Annotated in this window: 17 protein-coding genes; 3 read left to right on the forward strand and 14 right to left on the reverse strand. The window is 36.9% G+C overall.

The features are described from left to right. Window positions 1–203: 203 nt before the first annotated feature. The 4 genes from NST21_RS16215 to NST21_RS16230 form a co-directional block, all read right to left on the reverse strand. Window positions 204–962 (reverse strand): hypothetical protein, encoded by a 759-nt coding sequence (locus tag NST21_RS16215; protein ID WP_340890200.1) that lies wholly within the window; start codon window positions 960–962, stop codon window positions 204–206. Window positions 963–1,417: 455 nt separating this feature from the next. Continuing rightward, entirely contained in the window at window positions 1,418–2,824 is a 1,407-nt protein-coding gene (locus NST21_RS16220) for an amino acid permease (protein WP_340890201.1), read from the reverse strand. Between the two features lie 1,419 nt (window positions 2,825–4,243). Further along, window positions 4,244–5,368, reverse strand: coding sequence for a histidine kinase N-terminal domain-containing protein (locus tag NST21_RS16225; RefSeq protein ID WP_201250795.1), 1,125 nt, complete (start codon window positions 5,366–5,368; stop codon window positions 4,244–4,246). Between the two features lie 391 nt (window positions 5,369–5,759). Further along, on the reverse strand, window positions 5,760–7,610 hold the full coding sequence (locus tag NST21_RS16230; protein ID WP_340890203.1) for a sigma-54-dependent Fis family transcriptional regulator: 1,851 nt from the start codon (window positions 7,608–7,610) through the stop codon (window positions 5,760–5,762). A 904-nt stretch (window positions 7,611–8,514) separates the two neighbouring features. On the opposite strand from NST21_RS16230, the gene NST21_RS16235 reads away from it, so the two are divergent. Both NST21_RS16235 and NST21_RS16240 read left to right on the forward strand, forming a co-directional pair. Continuing rightward, window positions 8,515–9,996: an aldehyde dehydrogenase family protein gene (locus tag NST21_RS16235; protein ID WP_340890204.1), complete on the forward strand. Its 1,482-nt coding sequence runs from the start codon at window positions 8,515–8,517 to the stop codon at window positions 9,994–9,996. Between the two features lie 195 nt (window positions 9,997–10,191). Next, complete coding sequence (locus NST21_RS16240; protein WP_340890206.1) at window positions 10,192–10,752, forward strand: cysteine hydrolase family protein; 561 nt, start codon at window positions 10,192–10,194, stop codon at window positions 10,750–10,752. A gap of 331 nt (window positions 10,753–11,083) precedes the next feature. On the opposite strand, the gene NST21_RS16245 is transcribed toward NST21_RS16240, so the two are convergent. The 5 genes from NST21_RS16245 to NST21_RS16265 form a co-directional block, all read right to left on the reverse strand. Further along, window positions 11,084–12,004, reverse strand: coding sequence for an SRPBCC family protein (locus tag NST21_RS16245; RefSeq protein ID WP_340890208.1), 921 nt, complete (start codon window positions 12,002–12,004; stop codon window positions 11,084–11,086). Window positions 12,005–12,398: 394 nt separating this feature from the next. Continuing rightward, window positions 12,399–13,103 (reverse strand): TerC family protein, encoded by a 705-nt coding sequence (locus NST21_RS16250; protein WP_053346418.1) that lies wholly within the window; start codon window positions 13,101–13,103, stop codon window positions 12,399–12,401. Window positions 13,104–13,795: 692 nt separating this feature from the next. Then, window positions 13,796–15,292: a tagaturonate reductase gene (locus tag NST21_RS16255; RefSeq protein WP_340890211.1), complete on the reverse strand. Its 1,497-nt coding sequence runs from the start codon at window positions 15,290–15,292 to the stop codon at window positions 13,796–13,798. Window positions 15,293–15,392: 100 nt separating this feature from the next. Beyond that, entirely contained in the window at window positions 15,393–16,406 is a 1,014-nt protein-coding gene (locus tag NST21_RS16260) for a zinc-binding alcohol dehydrogenase family protein (protein ID WP_340890213.1), read from the reverse strand. Window positions 16,407–16,466: 60 nt separating this feature from the next. After that, window positions 16,467–17,972, reverse strand: a complete 1,506-nt coding sequence (locus tag NST21_RS16265) for a UxaA family hydrolase (protein ID WP_340890214.1) — start codon at window positions 17,970–17,972, stop codon at window positions 16,467–16,469. Window positions 17,973–18,171: 199 nt separating this feature from the next. Here NST21_RS16265 and NST21_RS16270 point away from each other — a divergent pair, with 199 nt between their 5' ends. Beyond that, window positions 18,172–19,041, forward strand: coding sequence for an AraC family transcriptional regulator (locus NST21_RS16270; protein WP_162878626.1), 870 nt, complete (start codon window positions 18,172–18,174; stop codon window positions 19,039–19,041). A gap of 204 nt (window positions 19,042–19,245) precedes the next feature. Here NST21_RS16270 and NST21_RS16275 read toward each other — a convergent pair whose 3' ends face one another. From NST21_RS16275 to NST21_RS16295, 5 genes are all read right to left on the reverse strand, one after another. Then, a complete protein-coding gene (locus NST21_RS16275; RefSeq protein WP_340890216.1) occupies window positions 19,246–20,487 on the reverse strand; it encodes an MFS transporter in 1,242 nt (413 codons plus the stop codon). 173 nt (window positions 20,488–20,660) lie between these two features. After that, complete coding sequence (locus NST21_RS16280; RefSeq protein ID WP_190271383.1) at window positions 20,661–21,662, reverse strand: LacI family DNA-binding transcriptional regulator; 1,002 nt, start codon at window positions 21,660–21,662, stop codon at window positions 20,661–20,663. 219 nt (window positions 21,663–21,881) lie between these two features. After that, entirely contained in the window at window positions 21,882–22,718 is an 837-nt protein-coding gene (locus NST21_RS16285; RefSeq protein WP_328116430.1) for an SDR family oxidoreductase, read from the reverse strand. Beyond that, window positions 22,715–23,791: a mannonate dehydratase gene (gene uxuA, locus NST21_RS16290; protein ID WP_056520526.1), complete on the reverse strand. Its 1,077-nt coding sequence runs from the start codon at window positions 23,789–23,791 to the stop codon at window positions 22,715–22,717. The genes NST21_RS16285 and uxuA overlap by 4 nt, the downstream gene beginning before the upstream one ends. Before the next feature lie 12 nt (window positions 23,792–23,803). After that, complete coding sequence (locus NST21_RS16295; protein ID WP_340890219.1) at window positions 23,804–24,424, reverse strand: bifunctional 2-keto-4-hydroxyglutarate aldolase/2-keto-3-deoxy-6-phosphogluconate aldolase; 621 nt, start codon at window positions 24,422–24,424, stop codon at window positions 23,804–23,806. Window positions 24,425–24,430: the final 6 nt, after the last annotated feature.

Raw genomic sequence — 24,430 nt, forward strand, 5'->3', positions numbered from 1 at the left:
TTCATCCTTCTAATCACTGATGAGTTCAGCAGTTCTCCATATTCATGATTATATGCCACTTCTAAACATCAATTACTAAGATAAAAATCGAACCCCTCTGTACATTTTTTGCTATAAATACCTGTCACTTGGAGCAAATAATCTATACAAAAAGGCAGTAAGCAATAGCCTACTACCTATTTTACTAAGGTATAAAGTTAGAATTAAGCTTCCGTTTTTTTTAACTTTGATGGATTGTTCACTTTATAACGAATTTCTTTATCGTATTTCTTGTCAACCACTTTTCCGTCAAATTCTATTTCGTCGCCTTCTTCAAGTTCTGCCTTTTTTAATGTTTTGCTATATCCACACCAGGCATCACCAATGGGGAGTTCTGGATCTGTGGTCACTTTGACATTCTCTAACAGGATTACCTCATCTTCTTCACCGGTGAAATGGTTCATTTTTGCAGTAAATTCCTTGACGGTTGCTGTGAAATGAACTTTGTCTGCTGGTAAGTCCAGTTTAGGTTTCGCTGGTGCCTTTTTACTCTTTGACTTTGCCTTTTTTGGTGCTTCACTTAGCTGCTCAGGACTTTCTGCCACTTGGACAACTGTTACTTGTTCACCTTCAGTTAAAGGTGCAGATGCTCCAGCAACTGGCCCACTCAATAGCTCTTTACCAAAATTCGAACTTTGCATTTCCTTTAAATATGAAGGGTGAATGCAACTTAGCTTACCATTTTCAAATTCAACAACAATCGTATCAAGACCGTTACCATATTGTTCATAACCAGCCAATTTCACTTTTCCTTGATAGCTTCCGCTTTTATATAGTAGTTCTCTTTTTACTGAACGAGCAGTGAATAATTTCCATTCTAAACCTTTAGCGATATAATCCGCCTCATCTGAAAAAGAGATAAACTCTCCCTTTGGTTCAATATAGTGAATTAAATCCTTTACTTCAGCTGGAGTTTCAGCCACAGTCACCACTCCTATTTTTTTCTTTATGCTTATATTCTAGCAAAGGAATGCAAAGTTGCAAATGAATGAGCATAATTAAGTTTAATTCAACTGACCACTCCTAACTAACTCCTGCTAATCCCTATAAAAAATAATTATTCAGTTTTTACGTAGAAATGTAAGTAGTCTGCCATGATAGTAGTTACTATACCAAAGGATTGTAAAGATGTAGTCATTCCGCACACTTTCATCTGAAAATATCAACTCTACATCCTCCCTTTATTTATGGAACAGAATAAAGACTACTCATCAAGAGTAGCCTTTTTACATTAATCAATTTAAAAGCAATGAATATATCTAAACGGATTTAAATAAGAATAATTTGTCTATAAAAGCTACACTAAGAGCTAGAAACTACTGTAAGTATTTATTAAATATGTTATCAGTCATTCAGAAAAAGAATTCTTTACACTTTTTTAAAGAATTTTTTTTAGTTTTTCTTCTTGCTTTGGAGTTATTACCTCTTTCTTATGATAAAACAGAAAGTAGGAACCTATAACGAGAATCGTTAGAAGAGAGGTGAGAAAGAATTGCAAGCGCATGGAATCAATGAAAGCCTGGGCAACAAAAATAGCAAATAATGCTGCAATAGTTGCGTAGGTTAAATAAGGGAATAACCACATTTTCACTTTGAGTGTCCCTGGATTTTCTTTTTCAATCTTATTTCTTAAAAACAGATGAGAAAAAGCGATAAAAATATACATAATCATCGTAACTCCACCCGAGCTATTAGCTAGAAAAGCAAATAATTTATCAGGAGACACAAATTTAAATGTCGTGCACACATAAGCAAAGAAAACACTTGCCATTAACGCCCAAATTGGGATGCCTCTCTTATTCACACGGGATAAAATTCTAGGAGCATCTCCCTTTTTTGATAGGGAGTAAAGCATACGTGAACTTGTATATAGCCCTGAATTTAAAACAGAAAGCAATGATATGAATATTACAATATTCATTACTTGACCAGCACCAGGAAGTCCTGCCATGTTAAATACGCTAGCATAGGGAGTTTTAAGTAAACCTTCAGCCCCCTGCGGGATTAGTATAACTAACACAGCTACCGAGCCAACAAAGAATAGAAGAAGACGCCACACTACAGCGTTTATTGCTCTTATAATATTTTTTTCGGGATTTTCAGACTCTCCTGCTGCAATAGCCGCTACCTCACTCCCAGATAATGAAAAGGTAATAAATATTACACTAAGGAGTACAGGTAGAAAACCATTCGGAAAGAAGACGCCATTTCCAGTAATATTAGAAAGACCTGGTGTTTCAAATCCAGGAACAAATCCAAAGATCATTGCTGCACCTAAGCATAGGAATATTACAATGGCAGCTACTTTAATAAAAGCTAACCAGTATTCAAATTCTCCATAAGCTTTGACAGAATAGATATTTGTAAGTGTCATCAAAATAGGGAAAGATAAACTTGCTATCCACATAGGTATAGCAGGAAACCAATCATGAATCATAGTACCCAATAAAGTGGTTTCAATCGCAATAATGATTACCCAGTTAAACCAGTATAACCAGCCAATCGTGTAACCGGCCCAAGGACCAATCGCTTGATGTGCGTAAGTTGAAAAGGACCCACTATCAGGATTCACAACAGCCATTTCACCAAGCATGCGCATAATAAGAACGATCATTAATCCTGCGATTATATAAGATAAGATTGCACCAGGTCCTGCTGAATCAATAATATTCCCGCTCCCTATAAATAAGCCTGCACCGATAACCCCACCAATAGAAATCATTGTTACATGTCTAGTCTTGAGACCATGTTTCAGTTCATTTGGTTGATAAGCCACTATTGTCACCATCCCTTAAAATTGTCACTGTTTTTAATAGCAGTAAAAAACTCAATTGCTGCATGTCCTTGTTCACGGGTAACGGAGCTGGACTCTTTCATTCCACCAATTATTTCTTCGGTTCATCCGCACCAGTTTCTCCATTAATTTGAACAAGTCCAAATTCACTGTTATTGATAAAATGAAAAGCTTTATCTAGATTTGTTGCAAAAAGCGAAGCTCATAAACCATAAGTAGTATCATTCGCTTTTTCTAGTGCTTCTTCATAAACAGCCACCTTTTTATATCAGCAACTACTGATCAGGAAACTTACTCTTTAGTAATCATCATCAGGCCTTAAACGAACCGCACAGATGGCACTATAAATCCGCCTTCTCCTTGCACTGGTTCCATAATAACGTCTCCAACTTCTTGGTGATGCCTTCCGCTATAAAGAAATCTCTTAACTTGTTAAGAATTTGATCATCTAATTGATCAATAATCATGCTACCTTCACTGCGGTATAATTGAATTTAACAGACGGCTACTACTAACAAAGCGACGGCTTTTGATGTATAAATCATTATATATCTGACTCTATCAATACTCTCTTTACCTCACCTTTTTTTATATAAAGCATCCTCTCTTAATGAAAATTTGTAATTATATATTAAAATAAAAGCAATATCCATGCCAAAAAAAGGATTGTTAGTATATAAGGATTTGAAGGTTTCATGACTTTTATTCGATTCAAAATTGAATCAAAAACTTAATTTTTGATTCATAAATTAATTATTAACACTTTTTGATTCATATTCGAATCACAAAATGACAATTTAATTGTTTTCTTTTAGAATTTCGACATAACTTTTATGGTGAACTTCTAAGTTATATTGCATCCGTTCATTTCGGGTGAAAATGAATTGATCGTCATACCAGGACAATTTATTGAAAATGTCTAAAAATCTGACAATTGTAGTAAATGCTTAAATCCGTAAATATTCAAACATGTCCGTAGTGAAAAATATCAGACTAGAGGGTTAATAATTAAATGAAAAGAAGATGCCTAAATTTCCATTACTAATTTAGGCATCTTCTTTAAATATTTATTATAATTTCTTAGGAAAGACGAAATCACCTTTATCCGATTAATCGCTTTCATCACTCCGCCGCCCTTAGAAATCATTCTTGCCCTGTAAACTCGTACACCTAAAACCTGTAAAAGTAAGAGAATCTTGATTTTCGGGGTATATTGGCCATAGAGATGTTGGTCCCCTCCCTAAAATAACCGTAAGTTTAGTGATGTGCTTCAACTATTTAGCTAAATACAACACTACATCGAGTTTCTGCTGTAAAATATGTGAATATGTATTAAGGAAATAATGGGTCTTTATATTCCTAAGATATGTATGAATCCCCATGAACTTGAACTTTTAGGTCACTAATAATTTAACTATTAGGGAAATGTATACTGAATGTTGTTAAATTGTCATTAGACACACAATTCATATAACCATCATTACTTTCTATAATCTTCTTACATACGTAAAGTCCAATTCCTGTACCTAACTCTTTTGTTGTGAAAAAGGGCTCAAAAATTGATTCTATCATTTCACTTGCAATAGCAGGTCCATTATTTGATATTCTAATAACCCGTTCATTTGGCTCAGTTATAGTATGTATTTTTAATGTTCTAGGCTGGTCTTTCCCCTTTAAAGCATCAATTGAATTTATAAAAAGGTTTAGAAATACCTGCTTTAGTCCATCCTTGCTCGCTGTTATGACAAAGTTCGGATAAATATCTATTTCTACATTAACGCTAGCATCGACAATACTCGCATATGTTAGTTGTTGGATTTCTTCAAGTAATTCCAACACAGAAATTTCCTCTCTTTGTTCCTCGTTAAAATCAGATTTAGAGGTGTGGAGGAATTGGGTTATTCTAAAATTCAGCTGATTTAGTTCATAATCTATTATATCTAAATATTTCAGATTAGGGTTCTCCCTTATTAGTAATTTATTAAACCCCATAATAGCTGTAAGAGGATTTCTGAACTCATGTACAAAGCTTGATGATATTTGTCCCAATACCGCTAATTTATCTTTGTGATTTTCACTTATAAAAGATTGTTTTTCCTCAATCACTTCATTTGTTAGATTTGTATACCTCGTTACGGCATGATAACTGAATGTATCGAAGTGTGTGTTGATTTCATCAATAAACTTCTGTATATATTTAATGGGGATATTTGCCCCAAAAACATTTCTGACAATGATATTTCTCCCTAAATTAATATTGTACAAAAAATCTCCAATATTAATATTTGCTTTAAGGCGTTCATTTGCTACCTGGTAAGCCAATTTTGTTAGCACGTCATTTGACAATGATCCCTTAAAAATATTAATGACTAGGGAGTACATCCCATATCCATTTTCTTTGATTTTTTCTTTGTAGGGGTCGATTTCATTTACTTTGATGGTCTCGTTCCATTCATTTAAAAACAGTGATTGATTTTCTTCTAAATATTGAATCAATACTTTTTTATACTTCTTTTGTTCTGATAACAATTCCATACTATTGACCACCACATTCTCTTTCGGAATTTTAGTTTATTATTATATTAATAACATTATTCTATATGATGTTTTAATTTCCTGCACTTCACACGACATATTTATATAAGTACGATAAGCCTATCATTGTTTTATTCAAGATCTGTTAATCTTCTTATGATACGATTTTAGAATAGAAAAAACAAACTCCAAAAGGAACAAACACATGAAAAAACAGCTCGTAAAGTAGATGAAATGTTGATAAGTGACAGGGAAAATAGTCTGGAGACCACAAGTATGGTTGGTGGATAACAAAGAAACCGACCAAAATAGGTCGGGGAAGTTGGTGATTGGTTAAAAAGTATCATCAGTTAAATACTTCAAAAACACTCTGAATCACCTACTTTTTGAGTTATCGCATGATTTTGTAGGTTCTCATCTTTCTATAAAGAGTATTACGGCCAATTTTAAGTTGTTTTGCTGCGTTGCTAATATTTCCATTTGTTCGTTCCAACGCTTTTTTAATAAGTTGGATTTCTTGATCTAGCATACTTGTAGGTTCTTTCTCCTTTGTTTCTTCTACATTTCTTGACGGAGATGAAACTGGACAAAGTGAAACGAGCAAAGTCTTTGTAATCGGATTCTGATTGGCTAGAAAAGCAGCCTGCCCTAGCACGTTTTGTAATTCGCGGAAGTTTCCTGGCCATTCATATTCGAAAATAAATGTTTTAGCATCTTCTGTTAACTCTGTACTTTCATTTCTATAGGGTAAATGCGATAAAACATGTTCAGCTAACATTAATAAATCTGTACGATTCTTTAATTTTGGAAGTTTTAAGGTTAAACCATTCAGACGAAAAAATAGATCCGCACGAAACTTTCCTGCTTCTATTTCTTTCTGTAAGTCTTTGTTAGTTGCTGCGATTATTCTCACATCGATGGGGCGCGAAGTATTACCGCCGACACGTGTCACACAACGTTCCTGAAGCACCCGAAGTAAAGTCGCTTGAGCAGTAAGCGGCATATCCCCGATTTCATCCAAAAACAAGGTTCCACCATTTGCCGCTTCAAACTTCCCCTTATGTCCACCGCTATTTGCACCAGTAAAGGCACCCTTTTCATACCCAAATAACTCACTTTCTAATAAATTTTCAGGTATTGCACTGCAATTAATCGCGATAAATGGTTTATCTCTTCTTAGGCTGACACCATGGATAGATTGGGCAAACAGCTCTTTGCCTGTGCCGCTTTCACCAGTAATAAGAAGACTAATATCAAGTTTCGCAGCCCTTTTTGCTATGGATATCGTTTGATTCATTTGAGAATCATTACTGATGATATCAGAAAAATGATAACGATTTGTTTGTTCATCTATCTGTTTTAGTTTCTCTAACCGAAGAGTCACATAGGACAGATGTTGAGTATCTTTAATAAGGGGCTGTGCTGTAAACTTCTGATTTTTTATTGCAACCTTTTGTTCTAGTCCTTTAATTAATGCAAGAGTATCTAGTCCTGATATTATACTCGATATCGGTTGCCCCGTTGTGGTTTGTTCTATACTGCCAATAGCACGGGATGCTGCGATATTAAGACTTGTAACGTTTCCTTCTTTATTAATTGTAAATAGAGGGTCAGGATGCTGATCATATATAAAATAAAGATTTTTCTCTCGTTTTTGTGTTTGGGCTAATAAGAGGGCTTGTTTAATACTATCTGCCACGCTTTGAACTAAACTAATAGAAAACGGATGATAATCCTGTTGATGACTGCTTAAGTTTAAAACACCAAGAAGATGACCATCAGGATGATAAATGGGAGTTGCGGTACAAGTAAGGAAATGGTTATCCTGATAAAAATGTTGGCTGCCGTGAATAAGTACTGTTTTTTTCTCTACTATAGCTGTACCTATTGCATTTGTCCCTTTTGATTCCTCCAGCCAATTTGCCCCTTTTCTAAGGGCAACATTGTCAGCATGCCGAATAAATGATGGATCTCCGACAGTTTCAATGATGTATCCTTCAGGTGCAGCAAGTAATAGAATAGATTCCATGCCATGAATAGAGCTATACACGTCTTCTAAAATGGGTGAAGAATAATAAAGGAGCTCTGCATATTGATCCTGGAATTCGGCCAGCTCAAATTCACCCAGCATATTTTCCTTGTCCATTATTCTAGGTTGAAGTCCTTTTGAATGGCAACGCTTCCAGGATTCTTGAATGAAAGTAGGAATGGTTTCTTTAGGCGCGCTAATATTGACCGACATAGAATAACTCCTCCCATTTGTAAAATACTCTTTATGTAATTTTGTTGATTCACTATCTTAACTTTGCACACATAGAACAACAAAATTTTTATAGGCTAAAAAGGGTTTGTCCATACAATTTCATTATAGCAGAAAATTCAGAAACTAAACCAACGGATTCTACGTTTCGTTCAATTTTGTTCTAATATGGAACATGTAATTGTTCCATATTAGAACAAAAACTATTTTTCTAAAAACTATCCAATCATTTTTTACGGTTTTCATAGGGTTTTTGTTATTGGCATGAGTCTTGCATTATAACCAGTTGAGTACCTTATTCCATTTTTTTTAAAAGGAGGCTTAAATAACCAGGAAAGATAGATAAATAGAAAGAATAAATGGCAGCACAAACCCGTTTTAAACATGAGTTGCATCCGAAAATTGGATAAAAAAACACAGATTCGTCACGAAGCATTGTGGTACTAACTGAACATCAACAGCTCTTGAAGGTCTTAAAAATGCCCGATTCAGCACTAACTGCAGATGATTTGTCGTAGTGATTGCATGCAAGGATAAATATTTTTGTTGATTCGGTCTAAGTATCCCCTTTGTTATTGGACACAAATTTCGTGCAGTAATTGATGAAGTTGGTAGTCACGTGTTTGAGTCATACTCTTAATCTCGCGAAGGAATTAGGTACTGCCGTTTCAATAAATGGTACGGCTAAGAATTCTGAATAAAGGATAGTTGAATTAACAAAAGGTCGCACACATATATCGATTGATAATTTAGGTATAACATCTATATGCCAAAATTCTAATAGCAAACTGAAGTTTGATAGGTTTCATGGATAGACTTTCATATTATCTGAGCGAATTTGCAAGAATAAACATTTACTTATACCAAATGAAAAGGGGTTTTATAAATGGAACAAACAATTCGACTTAATCCACGTGTACAAGAATTCTTAAAGGGTACTAAAAAGCTTTTGATTAATGGGGAATTGGTAGAAGCTACTTCTGGTCAAACTTTTGAGACTCTTGATCCTTCCAACGGGAAAGTTTTAGCAATTGTGAGCGAAGCCGGACCAGAAGATGTTGATAAAGCAGTCAAAGCAGCCCGCCAAGCATTTGACAATGGTCCTTGGAAAAAAATGAGTGCTTCTGAACGCAGTCGCCTCATTTATAAATTAGCGGATTTAATGGAAGCCCACAAAGAAGAGTTAGCACAATTGGATACACTAGATAACGGGAAGCCTATTAGTGAAACAACTAATGCGGACGTCCCTCTTGCCATTGATCACTTCCGTTATTATGCTGGATGGACTACTAAGATTGTCGGTCAAACGATTCCTGTTGCAGGGAATTACTTCAACTATACTCGCCATGAAGCAGTAGGTGTAGTTGGACAAATAATTCCTTGGAATTTCCCTCTTCTTATGGCAGCGTGGAAATTAGGTGCAGCCCTTGCAACCGGATGTACAATCGTTTTAAAACCAGCAGAGCAAACACCACTTTCAGCATTGTATTTAGGTCAACTAGCACTCGAAGCCGGGTTTCCTCCTGGTGTTCTTAATGTTATACCAGGATTTGGTGAAACAGCAGGCTCACCACTTGTAGACCATCCGGATGTGGATAAAATTGCTTTTACAGGTTCTACCTCAGTAGGTAAAATGATTATGCGCCAAGCTTCAGGTACAGTGAAAAAGATTTCACTAGAATTGGGTGGGAAATCACCAAATATCATTTTACCAGATGCTGATATGACTAAAGCGATTCCCGGTGCTTTATCGGGCATTATGTTTAATCAAGGACAAGTTTGTTGTGCTGGCTCTCGCCTTTATATTCAGAAGAAGTCCTATGATAATGTGGTAGCTGATTTAGTTTCCCACGCAAAAAACATTAAACAAGGGGCTGGCCTTGATCCATCTACACAGATAGGGCCATTGGTATCTAATGAGCAACTAGAACGTGTGGGTAGTTATATTGAACAAGGAAAATCAGAAGGTGCAGAAGTGGTTACAGGCGGTAGTTATGGACAAGGCGATGGCTATTTTGTAGCACCAACAATATTTGCTGGTGTCAATGATGAAATGACTATTGCTAAAGAAGAAATCTTCGGACCTGTTGTAGCTGCCATGCCGTTTGACGATTTAGACGATGTGATTCGCCGTGCAAATAACACCGAATATGGATTAGCAGCAGGTTTATGGACACAAGATGTGAAAAAAGCCCATTATGTGGCCAATGAATTAAAAGCAGGTACAGTTTGGGTAAACTGCTATAACGCTTTTGATGCCGCTTCTCCTTTTGGAGGGTACAAACAAAGTGGAATTGGTCGAGAAATGGGAAGCTATGCGTTAGATAACTATACTGAAGTTAAAAGTGTATGGATTAACTTAAACTAATAAAACTTTATAAACCACTTAAAACAGGGGCATCTTTGTCCCTGTTTGCTTATATATTTTATTTATGTTACACGCAAATAAACTTAATTTGTAATTTATCCCTTCTATGAGATAGGTAGGATTTGCAGAATCCCTAAAACCAACACTTAATACTAACAGATTTTATCTAAATGGAAGAATAAGGAGAGGTATTAAATGGAAAAGACAACTTTAATTCTTGTTGACATTCAGAATGATTATTTTCCAAATGGTCGGATGGAGCTATTTGAACCTAATAGAGCAGCAAATAACGCCCGAAAGTTGCTAAATTTTTTCCGCAACCAAAACATGCCAATATTTCATATTCAGCATATATTCAATGATCACAACGCTCCATTTTTTGCTCCAGGAACAGAAGGAATCACGATTAACGAGGCTGTTGCACCACTTGAAGGAGAAACTATCATTCAGAAGAATTATCCGAATAGCTTCCGAGAGACTCCCCTCCTTAATCAACTTCGTCAAGCTGGCACCGAGCATGTTGTCATATGTGGCATGATGAGCCACATGTGTATCGACGCAACTGCCCGTGCCGCTGTAGACTATGGGTTCACGTGCACCGTCATTGAAGATGCCTGCACATCTCCTGACCTATCTTTTCGCGGACGCAACATACAAGCCACTGATGTCCATGACGTATTTATGGCAGCGCTTGGAAGCCTCTACGCTACAATTGAAACAGCAACTGCTTACTTAGAAAAAGCAAAAGTAAAGTAAAAATAAGAGTGATCTAGACTTGATTTAGGTTGGGCTTTAAAAATGCCTTTCCAGTATGGTTTAAAGTTTGTTGATTTATCTGGCATTTTTCCAAATCAACAAACTTTCCATTTCTCTCTGACACATTCCTATTGTAATAGCCCGATAAAAGATTACGAAACCAGAATAAATCTTTTAATTTTCAGAATTTCTTTACTCCTTCTTCATTCCAAATTGTCATCCCTTTTTTTGTGTGATCATTCATCGGAAACAAAAGCCGTTTTCTTAGACTGAAGAAGGGAGTATCGCTGCATTATTACGATATCTCACTTTTACTAACCGGGGCTATTCTTTATTCTTGGGTGGTACTTGCCCTCATTCGCTTGTCTAATTCTTCAAGCACAATCGGCCAAGCCTGTTCGTGCTGATTTCTCGACTCCTCATCTGGAAAGCCTGCATGAGTAAGACGCAAATGCGTACCGTTTGTGTTAGATTCTAGTTCAATCGTAACAACCGTTTCAGCTCCTTTTGTTCCCTCAGCCCCGGTAACCCACGTTAATTCGATGAGTCTATTGGGTTCAAGCCTAAGAAATCGGCCGTAATGGGGATGGCGCTTCGCCTTTCTTTCCGTCTCGAATTCGTAGATTGTCTCAAAGAAGAAAACCGAGTTGACTTCTCCATTCATTAACACCGATCCTGGAGATGCAAACCAGAGGTCAAACTGTTTAGTCCACGCTAGGAAAAGAGCATCAGGCAATGAATCAATTATACGGTCAACCGTTAGAGAAAAAGGTCTTGATGAAAGATCTGGTATTGAAATAGGCATTGCCATCAATTTGTCTTTGATACCAGAGCGTAAATTGATACCGAATTCAAGAAAAGCCTTCATACATAAGATCATATCAACCCAGCCTTGCGTCTGTTGTCCGTAACATTTTATTCCTTGTACATTTCCTTCCCAGCCATCCTCACTCACCTTTACCAAGGTTGAGGTTGCGTCTAACCACTCTAGCTTGAATTCTACATTAGTTTCTACTCCACTAGCCGACCACAGAAATGTTATATAGTGCTCTTCTTCGCTAACGTTCTTAACCGTAATAGGCAACTCTGCACCAACATCGTCCCATCTCCAAGTAATAGTTTTATTGCTTTCAATGCGACTAGTCCCGCTAGATATAAAGTATTGGGACATTATTTCAGGATCAACAATTGCTTCAAAAACCTCGTCAATTGACTTAGAGATTTTTCTTTCAACTTCAACTTTTAGTTTCATCTACTAATTCTCCTGTTATAATCATGTATTTGTATCCCATTGGTAATATACCTTAACGCAGTTTTCTTCTTCTTATATAAAATATTTCTGTTTTTTATTATGATATCCCTTTAATTTTTTTCTTGTTAAGTTACGATGCAACCACTATAGTATGACTCCCGATTTGTTATTTTATAATGGGCTTTCTCCCCCTTCATTATTAAAAGGGGGCTAGTTATTTTCCAACTAAGGACCCTTATCCGTTAACATAAAAAAGTATACTAGTATAGTACATCAGCTGACGACACACTCCATAAAGGTTTCAAATTAAAACTCTGAAAGAATCAACTAGCACTGGCCCAATAGACAGAAAAAAGAGACCTTTCTTTTACGAAAAGTCTCTTTGGATTACCGTTTAACCATTCTGTTCGATTTGGATTTTATTTCTGATAGCTTTTTCTTTTTCTACTTTTTGTTGTCTAAGGTTACCCGCCACTAAAATCCCAATCACGACTATTGCTTCAAATCCGTATTTTACGAAGGGATTAGCAAAGTAGTTGTGCATGAAAGGTTCAGCTACGATCATCTTAGCAGCTGTCCAGCCTAGTATCCCGGCTCCAATTACTATGATGAATGGGTAGCGTTCAATCAGTTTCAGGATCAAAGTGCTTCCATACATCACTACTGGAATCGACACAAGCAAACCAATCACTACTAATGTGAAATTTCCATGTGACGCGCCAGCAACAGCTAGAACATTATCCAATCCCATTAAAGCATCTGCAATAATAATAGTTTTAATGGCAGCCCACATTGAGTCAGCGGGTTTCACATCATGTTCTTCCTCATCAATAAGAAGCTTATAAGCAATCCATACCAGCAGTAATCCTCCAATTAAATGCAGGCCAGGCACCTTTAAGATAACAACAACCAACAGCGTTGCAATAATCCTGATAACAATTGCCCCGACTGCTCCCCAAATGATCACCTTTTTTTGCTGATCTTTAGGAAGCTTTCTTGCAGCCAATCCAATAAGGATCGCATTATCTCCAGCAAGAACCAAATCTATCATAATGATTGCTAAAAGACCTGAAATAAATTCACCTGTTAAAAAATCCAACACATCTTCCTCCTTTTAAACAAAAATAAAGAGACCTCTGCCATAAATGGCAAAGGTCTCGCTAAGCACTAATTGATTAGGCCAATAAAGCCGGTGGAGAAATTCCACGTAATGACGACTTTATTTCAGGTTACACCTGACGCTACTCCCCTTCACGGGATAAGTATTATGAAATTTTTCCCTAAAATCTAAGTATCTTGCATTATAGAAAACTTAAAGAAATCTTATGGCAACTCTATTATACCAAAAATATGAATAAAATAAAGTAAAAAATAATGAATAATTTTCTGGACTTTCCTAGGAAATAATTGGTTTATCAGCTTATAGATAGAATATATTGTCTTGGTCTATCTTCTGGCATCGCAAAATCATCATATTTCCGCTAGTTTAATCCTGTTGAAACTTTTCATAAGCTTGTGTTCCGGTATAATCACCGTTTTCATTTGAATTGTAAATCTTCTTTTAGGGTTCTACTAACCTTTTTCATATTTCATTCGTGTATGTAAATCATAGTCTAAACAGAATAATGTCAAACTAACAATGGGATAAATTTTTATAAAGGGTTATTTCTAAAGAGCCATATAAAATTCTACATCATAATAATAAGATAAGGAATCTATTAGAGAAAACGTTAGATATCTGATATGTTATTAAAAAAAGAACATGGCAACTGAGCATCAGTTCCCACAACCTCATTGCTTTCTAACCATTACTTCTAAGTGGTAGCATAATTCGTCAACAAGAGTAGAGAACTTGTTCAAATCCTTCCCCCATAAATGTTGATTACCTAGAAAGGTCTCAACCAATTGTTTAAGTGAAATTTCTTCTGCCTCATAACGAAGCCATTGTTCTCTAAAAAATTCAATTGTTTCTACATCATCTTTTACGACATACTCTTTACCACCAAAGCTTTCCCCTACATATTTCCCTTTAACTTTCTGTACCTTATAAAATCGGATCAGTCCAGCAAATGCTCGTACAACGCAGACAGGCAGTCTATCTTTCTTCTCAAAATAATCTTCTAAAGTCGGCAGAAGACGAACCTTAAACTTCGATACACTATTCAATGATATGTCGGCCAGACGATGATGAACAAAAGGATTCATAAAACGCTCCATAACGCTTTCTCCATATATTATCATCTCATTACGATCAAATGGTAATGAAGGAATTATTTCCTCCTCGATTGCTTGGCGCAGAAATCGATTAAAATCAGGGTGATCGATTACCTGTTTCACTTCTTCCAATCCAGATAATATACCCAGAGGAGCCATTAACGTATGTGAACCATTTAGAATACGTACCTTCCTCATTTGATAAGGAACTAAATCCTTTACCCAATGCACGTTTAAGCCTGATTGTTTCAAAGGAAGACGCTGGTCAAAAGAAGGATCACCTTCTATAGCCCATAAATGATACGGCTCTGCTGTATTTAATAAAGAATCCTCATATTCCCACGATGCAAACAATTCTTCCGCCTCTTTAGCAGGAAACCCTGTTACAATACGATCTACAAGGGAGTTAAGGAACAGATTATTTTGGTCTACCCAATCCATAAATGACTTCGGTAATTCCCAGTCCCTACTGTGCTGAAGGACACATTGCTTCAACATATCACCATTTCTCTCCAAAAGCTCACATGGTAGCATGATGAGACCTTTTTCTGTTTCTCCGTTAAAATATAAATATCGCTGATATAAAAATGCTGTTAGTCTCCCCGGAAAAGATTCAATCGGTACTCCCTCTTCCCAAGGAATATGCTGGTATTTGAGCCCAGCCTCTGTCGTGTTAGAGACTACAAATTCCAATGTAGGGTTTTGGGACAACGCCAAAAACTCGTCCCATTCTTCATACGGATCAATTGCCTTCGAAAAAACGGAGATAATCTCTTTATTATCTACTTTCTCCCCATTCTTAAATCCCCGTATCATCAACGTATATAATCCATCTTGTTGCTTCAATTTCTCTATTTTTCCTTTTCCAGTGGGGCGAGGCTGGGTAACGACAATGCTTCCTTGGAAATGCCCTTGTTTATTACATTCAGAAATCATCCAGTCAAAGAAGCCACGCAGAAAATTCCCCTCTCCAATTTGCAGTACTTTTACTGGGTAATCCTGCATCATATGTCCAATTTGCACAGCTCCTGTTTCTTTACTTAGGCTCTTCACATGACTTTGATTATTATTCATGATTATTAAACTCCCTTTCATAACAGAAAATTTCTCTCTATAGAAGATGAACAAAGCAACCACATCACGCGGTTGCTTTTATTAGACATGAAACCATCGTTTAAATTTCAACAATAGCCTTAATGACTTTAGCATCTGGAGTTAACCAACCTTCAAACTGTTGGATCATTTCATCCAAATGCGTACGGTGTGAAATATACAAACTTAAATCCACTCCACCATTTTTCACCGTATTCACTACGTAATCAAAATCTTCTCGAGTAGCATTACGGCTTCCCATTAGGGTAAGTTCTTTACTATGGAAGTCAGGGTCATTAAAGGAAATATCAGACTTCACTAAACCTACATAGATCAGTCTTCCTCCGTGAGCAGGGTATTTAAACGCCTCCATCATCGACTTCGCATTACCAGTTGCGTCAAATACAACGGTAGGCATTTCTCCATTTGTCAACTCGGCTAATTTCTCTAATGGTTGATCCAAAACGTTCAACGAATAATCTGCCTTTGCCCATTTACCAGCAAACGCAAGGCGCTCATTGTTTACATCCATTGCAATTACTTTCGCTCCTTGTTCTTTAGCAAATGCCATAACTCCTAATCCTATTGGACCTGCACCAATAACGAGTGCAAACTCCCCTTCTTGAATCGCAGCACGTCTAACCGCGTGAGCCCCTATACTTAAAGGCTCTATCATAGCTGATTGATCAAGGGTAAGCCCTTCAGTTTTCACTAAATGATCATAAGGAACCGTAATCCATTCACGCATTCCACCTTCTATATGTACACCCAACACTTTCATACTCGTACAGCAGTTCGTTTTTCTGCTTTTACAAGCAATACATTTTCCACACTCCATATATGGAATGATCGAGACTTGATCGCCAACTTTTAGTCCCGATGCATTCTCAGGGATGGATTCAATATGCCCAGATAGTTCATGACCAAGTATCCGTGGATAGCTAAAAAATGGTTGATTACCTCCGTAGGCATGAATGTCCGTTCCACATATTCCAATGCGCCTCACACGAATTAAAGCTTCTCCTGAGTTTGGAACAGGTTGTTCAGCCTCTATCATTTTAAATTGATAAGGTTGCTCACAGACTATACTTTTCACAAAATAACACTCCTTTTTTTATATTTTAAATCTACTAAAAAGATGAGAAAATTATCTATTTTAAAGAATGACTCCCTCTTTAAAAATGCTTATCTCCCTATAGCCGAATTTTTCATTATTGGTTTTCTTTTCACCAGATGCAAGCTCAAGAATGTAACGGAATAAATCATGCTTTAATTCATCTATGTTTTGACCTTCAATTAACTGTCCCGCATTATAATCAATCCAATGCTTTTTGCGTTTGGCTAAATCTGAGTTTGTCGCTATTTTCACAGTTGGCACCGGGCCACCAAATGGTGTTCCTCTTCCTGTGGTAAATAGAACGATATGAGCCCCTGATGCTGCCAAAGCCGTAACCGATATCAAGTCATTACCAGGAGCATTGACCAAATTCAGTCCATGTTTGACTACTCGTTTGCCATATGGATTGACATCTACAACCGTAGCATGACCGCCTTTTTGCGTACATCCAAGTGATTTTTCCTCCAGTGTACTAATACCACCTTCTTTATTTCCAGGTGAAGGATTTTCATAAATTTCCTGGTCATGCCGAATAAAATATTGTTTAAAATCATTAATAAGATGAACGATTTTATTAAATGTTTCTTCATCCTTTGCCCGGTTCATTAATATAGTTTCCGCTCCAAACATCTCTGGAACCTCTGTCAAAATCGTTGTCCCACCATTTTCAACAATAAGATCGGATACCGCTCCAACTAGTGGATTGGCGGTAATACCTGAAAAACCATCAGACCCTCCACACTTTAATCCTATTTTCAACTTTGAAACCGGTATCGGCTGACGTTCAAATTGTTCCGCGTATCCCACTAATTCTTCCAATAATCGTAAGCCGCACTCTAATTCGTCATTAACCTCTTGGGCTTTGAGAAATTTAATACGATTCGGGGGAAACTCGCCAATGACTTCTTTAAATGCTTCAATTTGATTATTTTCACATCCTAATCCCACAACCAATACTCCAGCTGCATTCGGGTGTTGAGCCAAGGATGCCAATAGCTTCTGTGTATTAGTCAAGTCATCCCCTAATTGAGAACAACCGTAGGGATGAGGAAAGTGATGAATTCCATCAATTTGTCGCTCTTTAAACTGCTCATTACCCATTTTAGCAAGCACTTCACATGTTTTATTAATACAACCAACCGTATTGATGATCCAGATTTCATTACGGATTCCCGCATCCCCGTTTTCACGTATATATCCTTGGAATGTATGTTTTGAGTATTCGACTTCTGTATTTTGAATGCTTGGTTGATAGGAATATTCCAATATCCCCTGCAAACCGGATCCTAGGTTATGAGTATGAACCCACTCCCCAGCATACAGATCTTTTTTGGCCTTCCCAATCGAGTAGCCAAACTTAAGAACATCTGCCCCCTGCTTTACCGGGTTTACTAATATCTTATGTCCTTTCGGAATATCATCACGAGCCTTTATATTGATAATTTCATTGTCTCCCGATTGAATTTGCAGGCTCTCCCCTTTTCGGATCTCATGCAAGGAAATAACCACATCATCTTTTGAATGCAATTGAACAATCTTATTCATTTTGTCCCCTCCTATTTTGAGTGTTGGCGTACAACACCTAAACGGTAATCACTATAAGAAAACCCTTTCATTTTCAAGCATGAATTTATTTCCTTATGAATCTATTATCATTTTAACATCAAGAATTGAAATATAAATTGCATTATTTGATATATATATACTCATTTTTGTTGTAATATACAATCAGGTGATGAGCGAAATGAAAAAATATCAAAAAGTGTCCAATCATGATTTACTGTTCCCTTTATCTTTTGTCTATCAAGATACTAAAAGTCCTCAGAAAGAACTATCTGATCATATGCATGATTATTATGAAATTGTTTATGTTTATAGCGGTAATGGGACCTTTTTTGTCGGTGATGTGTTTTATGATATGCAACAAGGAGATGTATTCCTAATCCCTAACAATACGATTCATAGAGCAATGCCGAATAAGGACGACCCTGTTACTTCTACGATTATCTTTTTCAGCCCCACATTAATATATAAGGACATTGTTGATGATTCTTTTTCATATTTAAATTTGTTTGACCTGACAAAAAAGAGTAAGAATTATAAAATATCCTTACCACCAAAGAAACAGATAAAAATGGAAGAACAGCTTCTACACATTTATCAAGAAACATCAGAAAATGCATTAGGCGCAAGGCATGCCACTTTGCTGATTGTTCACCAGATTATGCTTGATTTATGCCGTATTCGAATAAATAACGAACAGGATATGTTGGAGACTAATACCTATAGTTCAGTTTGGATTAAAGATATTTTGGCCTATATTAATGACCATTTAAGTGAACCATTAACCTTGACGATACTTGCGAATAAATCCTTGGTCAGTCCCTCTCATTTCAGTAGAGTCTTTAAAGAAACAACTGGAATCGGGTTAATCGTGTATCTGAATACGAAAAGAGTCATTAAAGCAAAGGAACTGTTATTGGAAACGAATCACACAGTTTCGCATATTGCTGAAATGTGTGGTTTCGAAAGTATGCCCCATTTTCATCGTATCTTCAAAAAATACAATGATAGGACTCCAGCTAATTTTCGAAAGGCACACCATAAATCTTAGATTCAGAAAAATTGAGTAGGTGCATGATGATTCATACACCTCCCTCGGACTCGTACAGAATACCGCATAATTCCTTATTTGGATAAAATATAAGCTAACTAAACTTTCGATATTGTGTAGTTGCAAAAATACGTATCCTATTAAAATAGAAGTGTCCCCCCATAGATAATTCCATTGGGGGGACACTTCTATTTTATTAATCTATTACGCGGGTTTAACTATCGGACGTACAAAGCGAATTACTGCAAGCGATGCAACAATAGCTAATCCACCTGCAAGCAAGAAAGCTACTGTGTATGTGCCTGATGTATCAACAATGTATCCTGTTAAAGTTGGTCCGATAATTCCTGCTGTATTTGCTAAGAAATGCATAAAACCACCAACTGATCCAACGTTATCTGGGTCTACGACATCATTAATAATCGCCCAGTATATTGCACCTGTTAAATATAGGAAGAACACAGAAAGTGCAACTAGAGTTACTGCACTTAATGTTGTCGATACAAGGCCGGCAAATCCGATACAAACAGCCGATAAGAACAAACAAGTAACTAGCACGAGCTTACGTGAGAATAAAACGCCTTTTTGTGCGAACTTTTTAAAAAAGAAATCCGACACGAAACCTCCCAAAGCAAGACCAATAAAACCAAAGATCCACGGAATCACTGTGATGATACTCATATTTTCTACGCTTAGTCCGCGTGCATTTACCAAATAACTTGGGAACCATGTTAAGAAAAAGAACAAGATATAGTTGTACGAAAAAAATGCAAGTGCTGTAAATAATACAGTTTTTTGTTTTAAATAGAAGGTGAATTTCAATTTCCCTTCCGCTGCTGCTGCTACATATTCTTTTCCCACATTTTCCTGTTCAGTTGACTCTTCTGGTTTTTCTTTAGCAAATTTCCACCAGCAAACAGCCCATATAAGACCAATCACCATGATAGCAATAAATGAAACTCTCCAACCATAAGAGATTGCTATAAAACCAACAATCGGTCCTGCAATGGCTCCACCAAGTGGTGTCCCGCTATTCGTCAAACCAACAACCGATGCCCGTTGATTAGAAGGAAACCAGTTATTTACCATTTTATTGATTGTTGAGGAGAGTGGACCCTCACCCATCCCGAACAAAATACGAATGACAATCATACTGACAAACCCGACAGCCAGTACAAGTGCACCACTGAATATAGACCAAACAATCATAGCAACGAAAAGTGTCAGCTTCGCACCATATTTATCGGATGCCATCCCTCCAAGAAAGTTAAATATCGCATATCCTACAGAAAAACTACTAAAAATAATCCCCATCTGTGTCGCTGTTAACGATAAATCATCTTGAATAAACGGCGCTGCTATGGACAATGCAGAACGGTCTAAATAATTTATTACACCTGCTAAGAACAAGAAAAGAATGATCATTCCTCTACCTTTTGTAAACATAAAGAACCCCCTAGATGTTTCAATAAATGTAAAAGTACCTTTGAAAACGTTTCCAATTTATAACCAAGAACCAAACATATAAAATAAACCCTTAAAAAGCATCAAAAGTAAATCGGTTTAGTAGAATCGAATCTAGTAAAAAAGCGCTTTCTTTTTTACTTAAAATCTTGCGTCTAGCAAGAATTTCTTGACAGCAAATTCGGTTTCAAACGATGCACGCTTGTGTCTTCTTTTCCAGTTTTATTTATCTGACTAAGCAATAACTCTGCTGCCTGATTTGCCATTTCAATTGCTGGCTGATTAACCGTTGTTATAGTCGGTGTATAGAAGTTAGCGTACGGGACTTCATCAATTCCAATAACCGCAACATCCTCAGGAATATTCATATCGTGTTTTTTCATATATCGCAAAATTTCATTAAGTACGATATCATTTCCTGCTAATATTGCTTGAGGCGGTTTTTTTAATTCGAAAAATTCTGAAAGTGCATTCGGAATTTCTTCTGCATTCACTGTTTTAATATAATCTGCATTGAATTGTATTCCATGTGACGCGAGTGTATCTTTGTACCCTTGGATACGTTCAATTCGAGGACTGATATTATGGATTATAGAAGTGGTTATGATTGCAATTTTTTCATAACCTTTTTCTACAAACCGATCAACCGCTAACTTTGACGCAAGATGATTATCAAGCATAACAGTAGCAATATTTAATTCTTCTATCGTCCGATCCATAAATACAATTGGAAACTGATCACTCTTCATACGTTTATATAAATCAAGATTGTCCCCTGTGGGGAAAATGATGATTCCATCAACTTGCTTTGCTCTTAGCATTTCAATATAATTCTTTTCCTTCTCAGGATTATCATCTGCATTACATACAATAATATGAAACCCTTGTTTATAAAAGTAGTTTTCTATTGCACGTATAATTTGTGTAGAAAACGTGTGAAGAATATTGGCAACCACTACCCCAACCGTAAAAGTCGATTTTTGTTTTAAACTGCGCGCTATAATATTAGGTTGATAGTTCAACTCTTCAATAGTCTCTTCAATTTTTTTTCTAGTTTTTTCACTCATGTATTCGTATCGCTTATTCAAGTATTGGGAAACAGTGCTTTTCGATACTTTCGCATGTTTGGCGACATCAGTAATTGTAATAGTTTTCATTTCATTCATTCCTGTCTCGTGTTTTCATTTCTGTGCTTATCACCATTTAACAAAATGGTTTATGATATATAAGAAATATTCTATTATATTAATAACAGCTTTACAATCACCTTCTGTTATACCGAAAATGCACATCCCAATACCATCCCATAATCAGTGAGCTATCATAAAAAGACCAGTCGCCTGCATGGCATCTTTATTTATAAAAAAGAAATTTGTTCACACTCCTGAGTAGGCCATGAAACCGCCATCAACTGGCACCGTAATTCCTGTGACAAAACCCGAATAGGATTCATCAACAAGCCAAAGCAATGTACCAAGCAAATCTTCAGGTTGCCCAAAGCGTTTCATGGGTGTTGCTGTAATAATTTTATTGGACCTTGCCGTAAGACTACCATCTTCATTAAGCAAAAGGTCTCGATTTTGCTTCGTCAAAAAGAAACCTGGTGCAATAGCATTCACACGTAAGCCCTCTTCAGCAAAGTGAACAGCCATCCACATTGTAAAGTTATTTATCGAAGCTTTGGCAGCACTATATGCTGGTACTTTAGTCATTGGAGAGTAAGAGCTCATGGAAGAAATATTTAATATAACTGGTGCTTCCACTTGTAATAACGCTTTCCCAAAAACCTGACTCGCCAAAAATGTACCTGTGAAATTACTGGCAAAAACTTGAGAAAAACCATTTTCATCTAAATCGAAAAATGACTTTCCATCTACATCTTCCCCATATTTCTCTGGAGCTGTAATGGCATCAGGGTGATTGCCTCCAGCACCATTTATTAATAGGTCCACTCGTCCGAACGTTTCCAGTATTTTCTCTCTTGCATTCTCTAATGAGATTCTATCCAAAACGTCTGTCGCGATGGATATTGCAGTTCCGCCTGTTTGGCCAATGATATCGACTATCTGTTGTCCTTTTTCAGCCGTTCTGTTCAATATAGCTATTTTGACACCATGACGGGCTAACTCTACAGCCATTTTGGAACACAATACACCACTGCCGCCGGTGATTACTGCCACCCTATTTGTTAAGTTTTCGTGGATAGGCATCATGATTGCTTACCAACTTTGGAGGCTTCATATGCATCCCACAATCCAAGTAAATACATAATACCTAATGCCCTGTCGTATAATCCGTAACCTGGGCGACAAACCTCTCCCCAAATGTGACGGCCGTGGTCAGGTCTTACATAGCCAGTATAATTTTGCTTGTTCAATTCTTCTACAACACCCTGCACATTAATGGATCCATCCTGTGTATAATGCGATGTTTCCACAAAGTCACCGTTTTCATAAATTTTCACATTACGGATATGCGAGAAAGGAGCACGGTAAGCATACTTTTTAGCTACTTGTACCATATCATTTTCAGGGTTCGCACCCATCGAGCCTGTACACATCGTAAACGCATTCGATGTCGAATCCGAAATGGCGATTAGTTTTTCATAACTTGATTCTCCCGTGATGATTCGTGGCAAGCCAAAAATGGACCATGGTGGATCATCCGGATGTATAGCCATTTTAATGCCGCATGCCTCGGCAACAGGTAATATTTCTTTAAGGAAAATTTCTAAATTCGCCCACAGCTGATCTTCATCTATACTTTTATATGCTTCGAATAATTCAGAAATCTGCTCCATCTTTTCTGGTTCCCAACCAGGCAATGTTAAATCTGAAGCTTCTGCTACCGTACGAATTAACTCTTGTGGATCTAACGTATCTACTTTTGCTTTTTCATAAAATAATGCAGTTGAACCATCTTCCAATGGATGGAACATTTCTGTTCGAGTCCAATCAAAAATCGGCATAAAATTATAACAAATGACTTTTACTCCAGCCTCTGAAAGGTTACGGATCGTCTCTTTGTATTTCTCGATATACATCATACGATCTTCATTTCCTAATTTAATCGATTCATGAACATTTACACTTTCAACAACATCTGTGTGGAAACCAAATGATTGGATATACTCAATTTCTTTTTTAATTTCTTCTTTTTCCCATACCTCACCAACAGGTTTTTGGTGCAATGCCCAGACAATCCCCTTAACTCCAGGGATTTGTTTAACCTGCTCCAATGTAACGGTATCATTGTCTTTCCCATACCATCTAAATGTAATATTCATCGTGCACCCCCATTATTCTGCAATTTTCTGCATGTATTTTCTACTTAATTCAACTACGGCTTCATAGCCACCGCTCTTATAGGCTTTGTTTAAGTCACTACCGATTCCTGCAGCTACTGCACCTGCATTCAGCCAGTCCTTCATATTGTCCAAATTAATTCCGCCGGTTGGCATAATCCTTACATTAGGTAGCGGACCATTAACGGACTTGATGAAAGAAGGTTCAAAGTGGTTTGCCGGAAATAGTTTCAGAACATCACAACCTGCTTCAAGAGCTGTAGCCATTTCTCGAATTGTCATACAACCAGGCATATACGGAATGCCATATCGATTACAAAGGATAGCAACTTCTTCAACAAAATAGGGACTCACAATAAAACTGGCACCAGCTAAAATGGCATGGCGAGCTGTTTCAGAATCCAATACCGAACCTGCTCCTATAAGAGCATCTGTATTTTGCAGTTCTTTGAAAGCTTCTTGAATTTGTGGTGTTGTATAAGTCAATTCGATTGACCGTATACCACCTTCAACAGCTGCTTTAGACAGTTGTGCCGCTTCCTCTGCATCCTGTCCCCGGATAACAGCTACAACTTTCGTTTCCGTTATTTGGTGAATTATTGAATGTTTATCCATTACGTC

The organism is Peribacillus sp. FSL K6-1552 (assembly GCF_038005205.1).
GTDB lineage: Bacteria > Bacillota > Bacilli > Bacillales > DSM-1321 > Peribacillus > Peribacillus butanolivorans.

What these genes read in the sequence shown, in the direction of transcription:
- NST21_RS16280 (WP_190271383.1), bottom strand. Translation starts at nt 21,662, where the DNA reads ATGAAAACTATTACAATTACTGATGTCGCCAAACATGCGAAAGTATCG.
- NST21_RS16235 (WP_340890204.1), top strand. Translation starts at nt 8,515, where the DNA reads ATGGAACAAACAATTCGACTTAATCCACGTGTACAAGAATTCTTAAAG.
- NST21_RS16285 (WP_328116430.1), bottom strand. Translation starts at nt 22,718, where the DNA reads ATGATGCCTATCCACGAAAACTTAACAAATAGGGTGGCAGTAATCACC.
- NST21_RS16230 (WP_340890203.1), bottom strand. Translation starts at nt 7,610, where the DNA reads ATGTCGGTCAATATTAGCGCGCCTAAAGAAACCATTCCTACTTTCATT.
- NST21_RS16225 (WP_201250795.1), bottom strand. Translation starts at nt 5,368, where the DNA reads ATGGAATTGTTATCAGAACAAAAGAAGTATAAAAAAGTATTGATTCAA.
- NST21_RS16270 (WP_162878626.1), top strand. Translation starts at nt 18,172, where the DNA reads ATGAAAAAATATCAAAAAGTGTCCAATCATGATTTACTGTTCCCTTTA.
- NST21_RS16295 (WP_340890219.1), bottom strand. Translation starts at nt 24,424, where the DNA reads ATGGATAAACATTCAATAATTCACCAAATAACGGAAACGAAAGTTGTA.
- NST21_RS16245 (WP_340890208.1), bottom strand. Translation starts at nt 12,004, where the DNA reads ATGAAACTAAAAGTTGAAGTTGAAAGAAAAATCTCTAAGTCAATTGAC.
- NST21_RS16275 (WP_340890216.1), bottom strand. Translation starts at nt 20,487, where the DNA reads ATGTTTACAAAAGGTAGAGGAATGATCATTCTTTTCTTGTTCTTAGCA.
- NST21_RS16255 (WP_340890211.1), bottom strand. Translation starts at nt 15,292, where the DNA reads ATGAATAATAATCAAAGTCATGTGAAGAGCCTAAGTAAAGAAACAGGA.
- NST21_RS16265 (WP_340890214.1), bottom strand. Translation starts at nt 17,972, where the DNA reads ATGAATAAGATTGTTCAATTGCATTCAAAAGATGATGTGGTTATTTCC.
- NST21_RS16240 (WP_340890206.1), top strand. Translation starts at nt 10,192, where the DNA reads ATGGAAAAGACAACTTTAATTCTTGTTGACATTCAGAATGATTATTTT.
- uxuA (WP_056520526.1), bottom strand. Translation starts at nt 23,791, where the DNA reads ATGAATATTACATTTAGATGGTATGGGAAAGACAATGATACCGTTACA.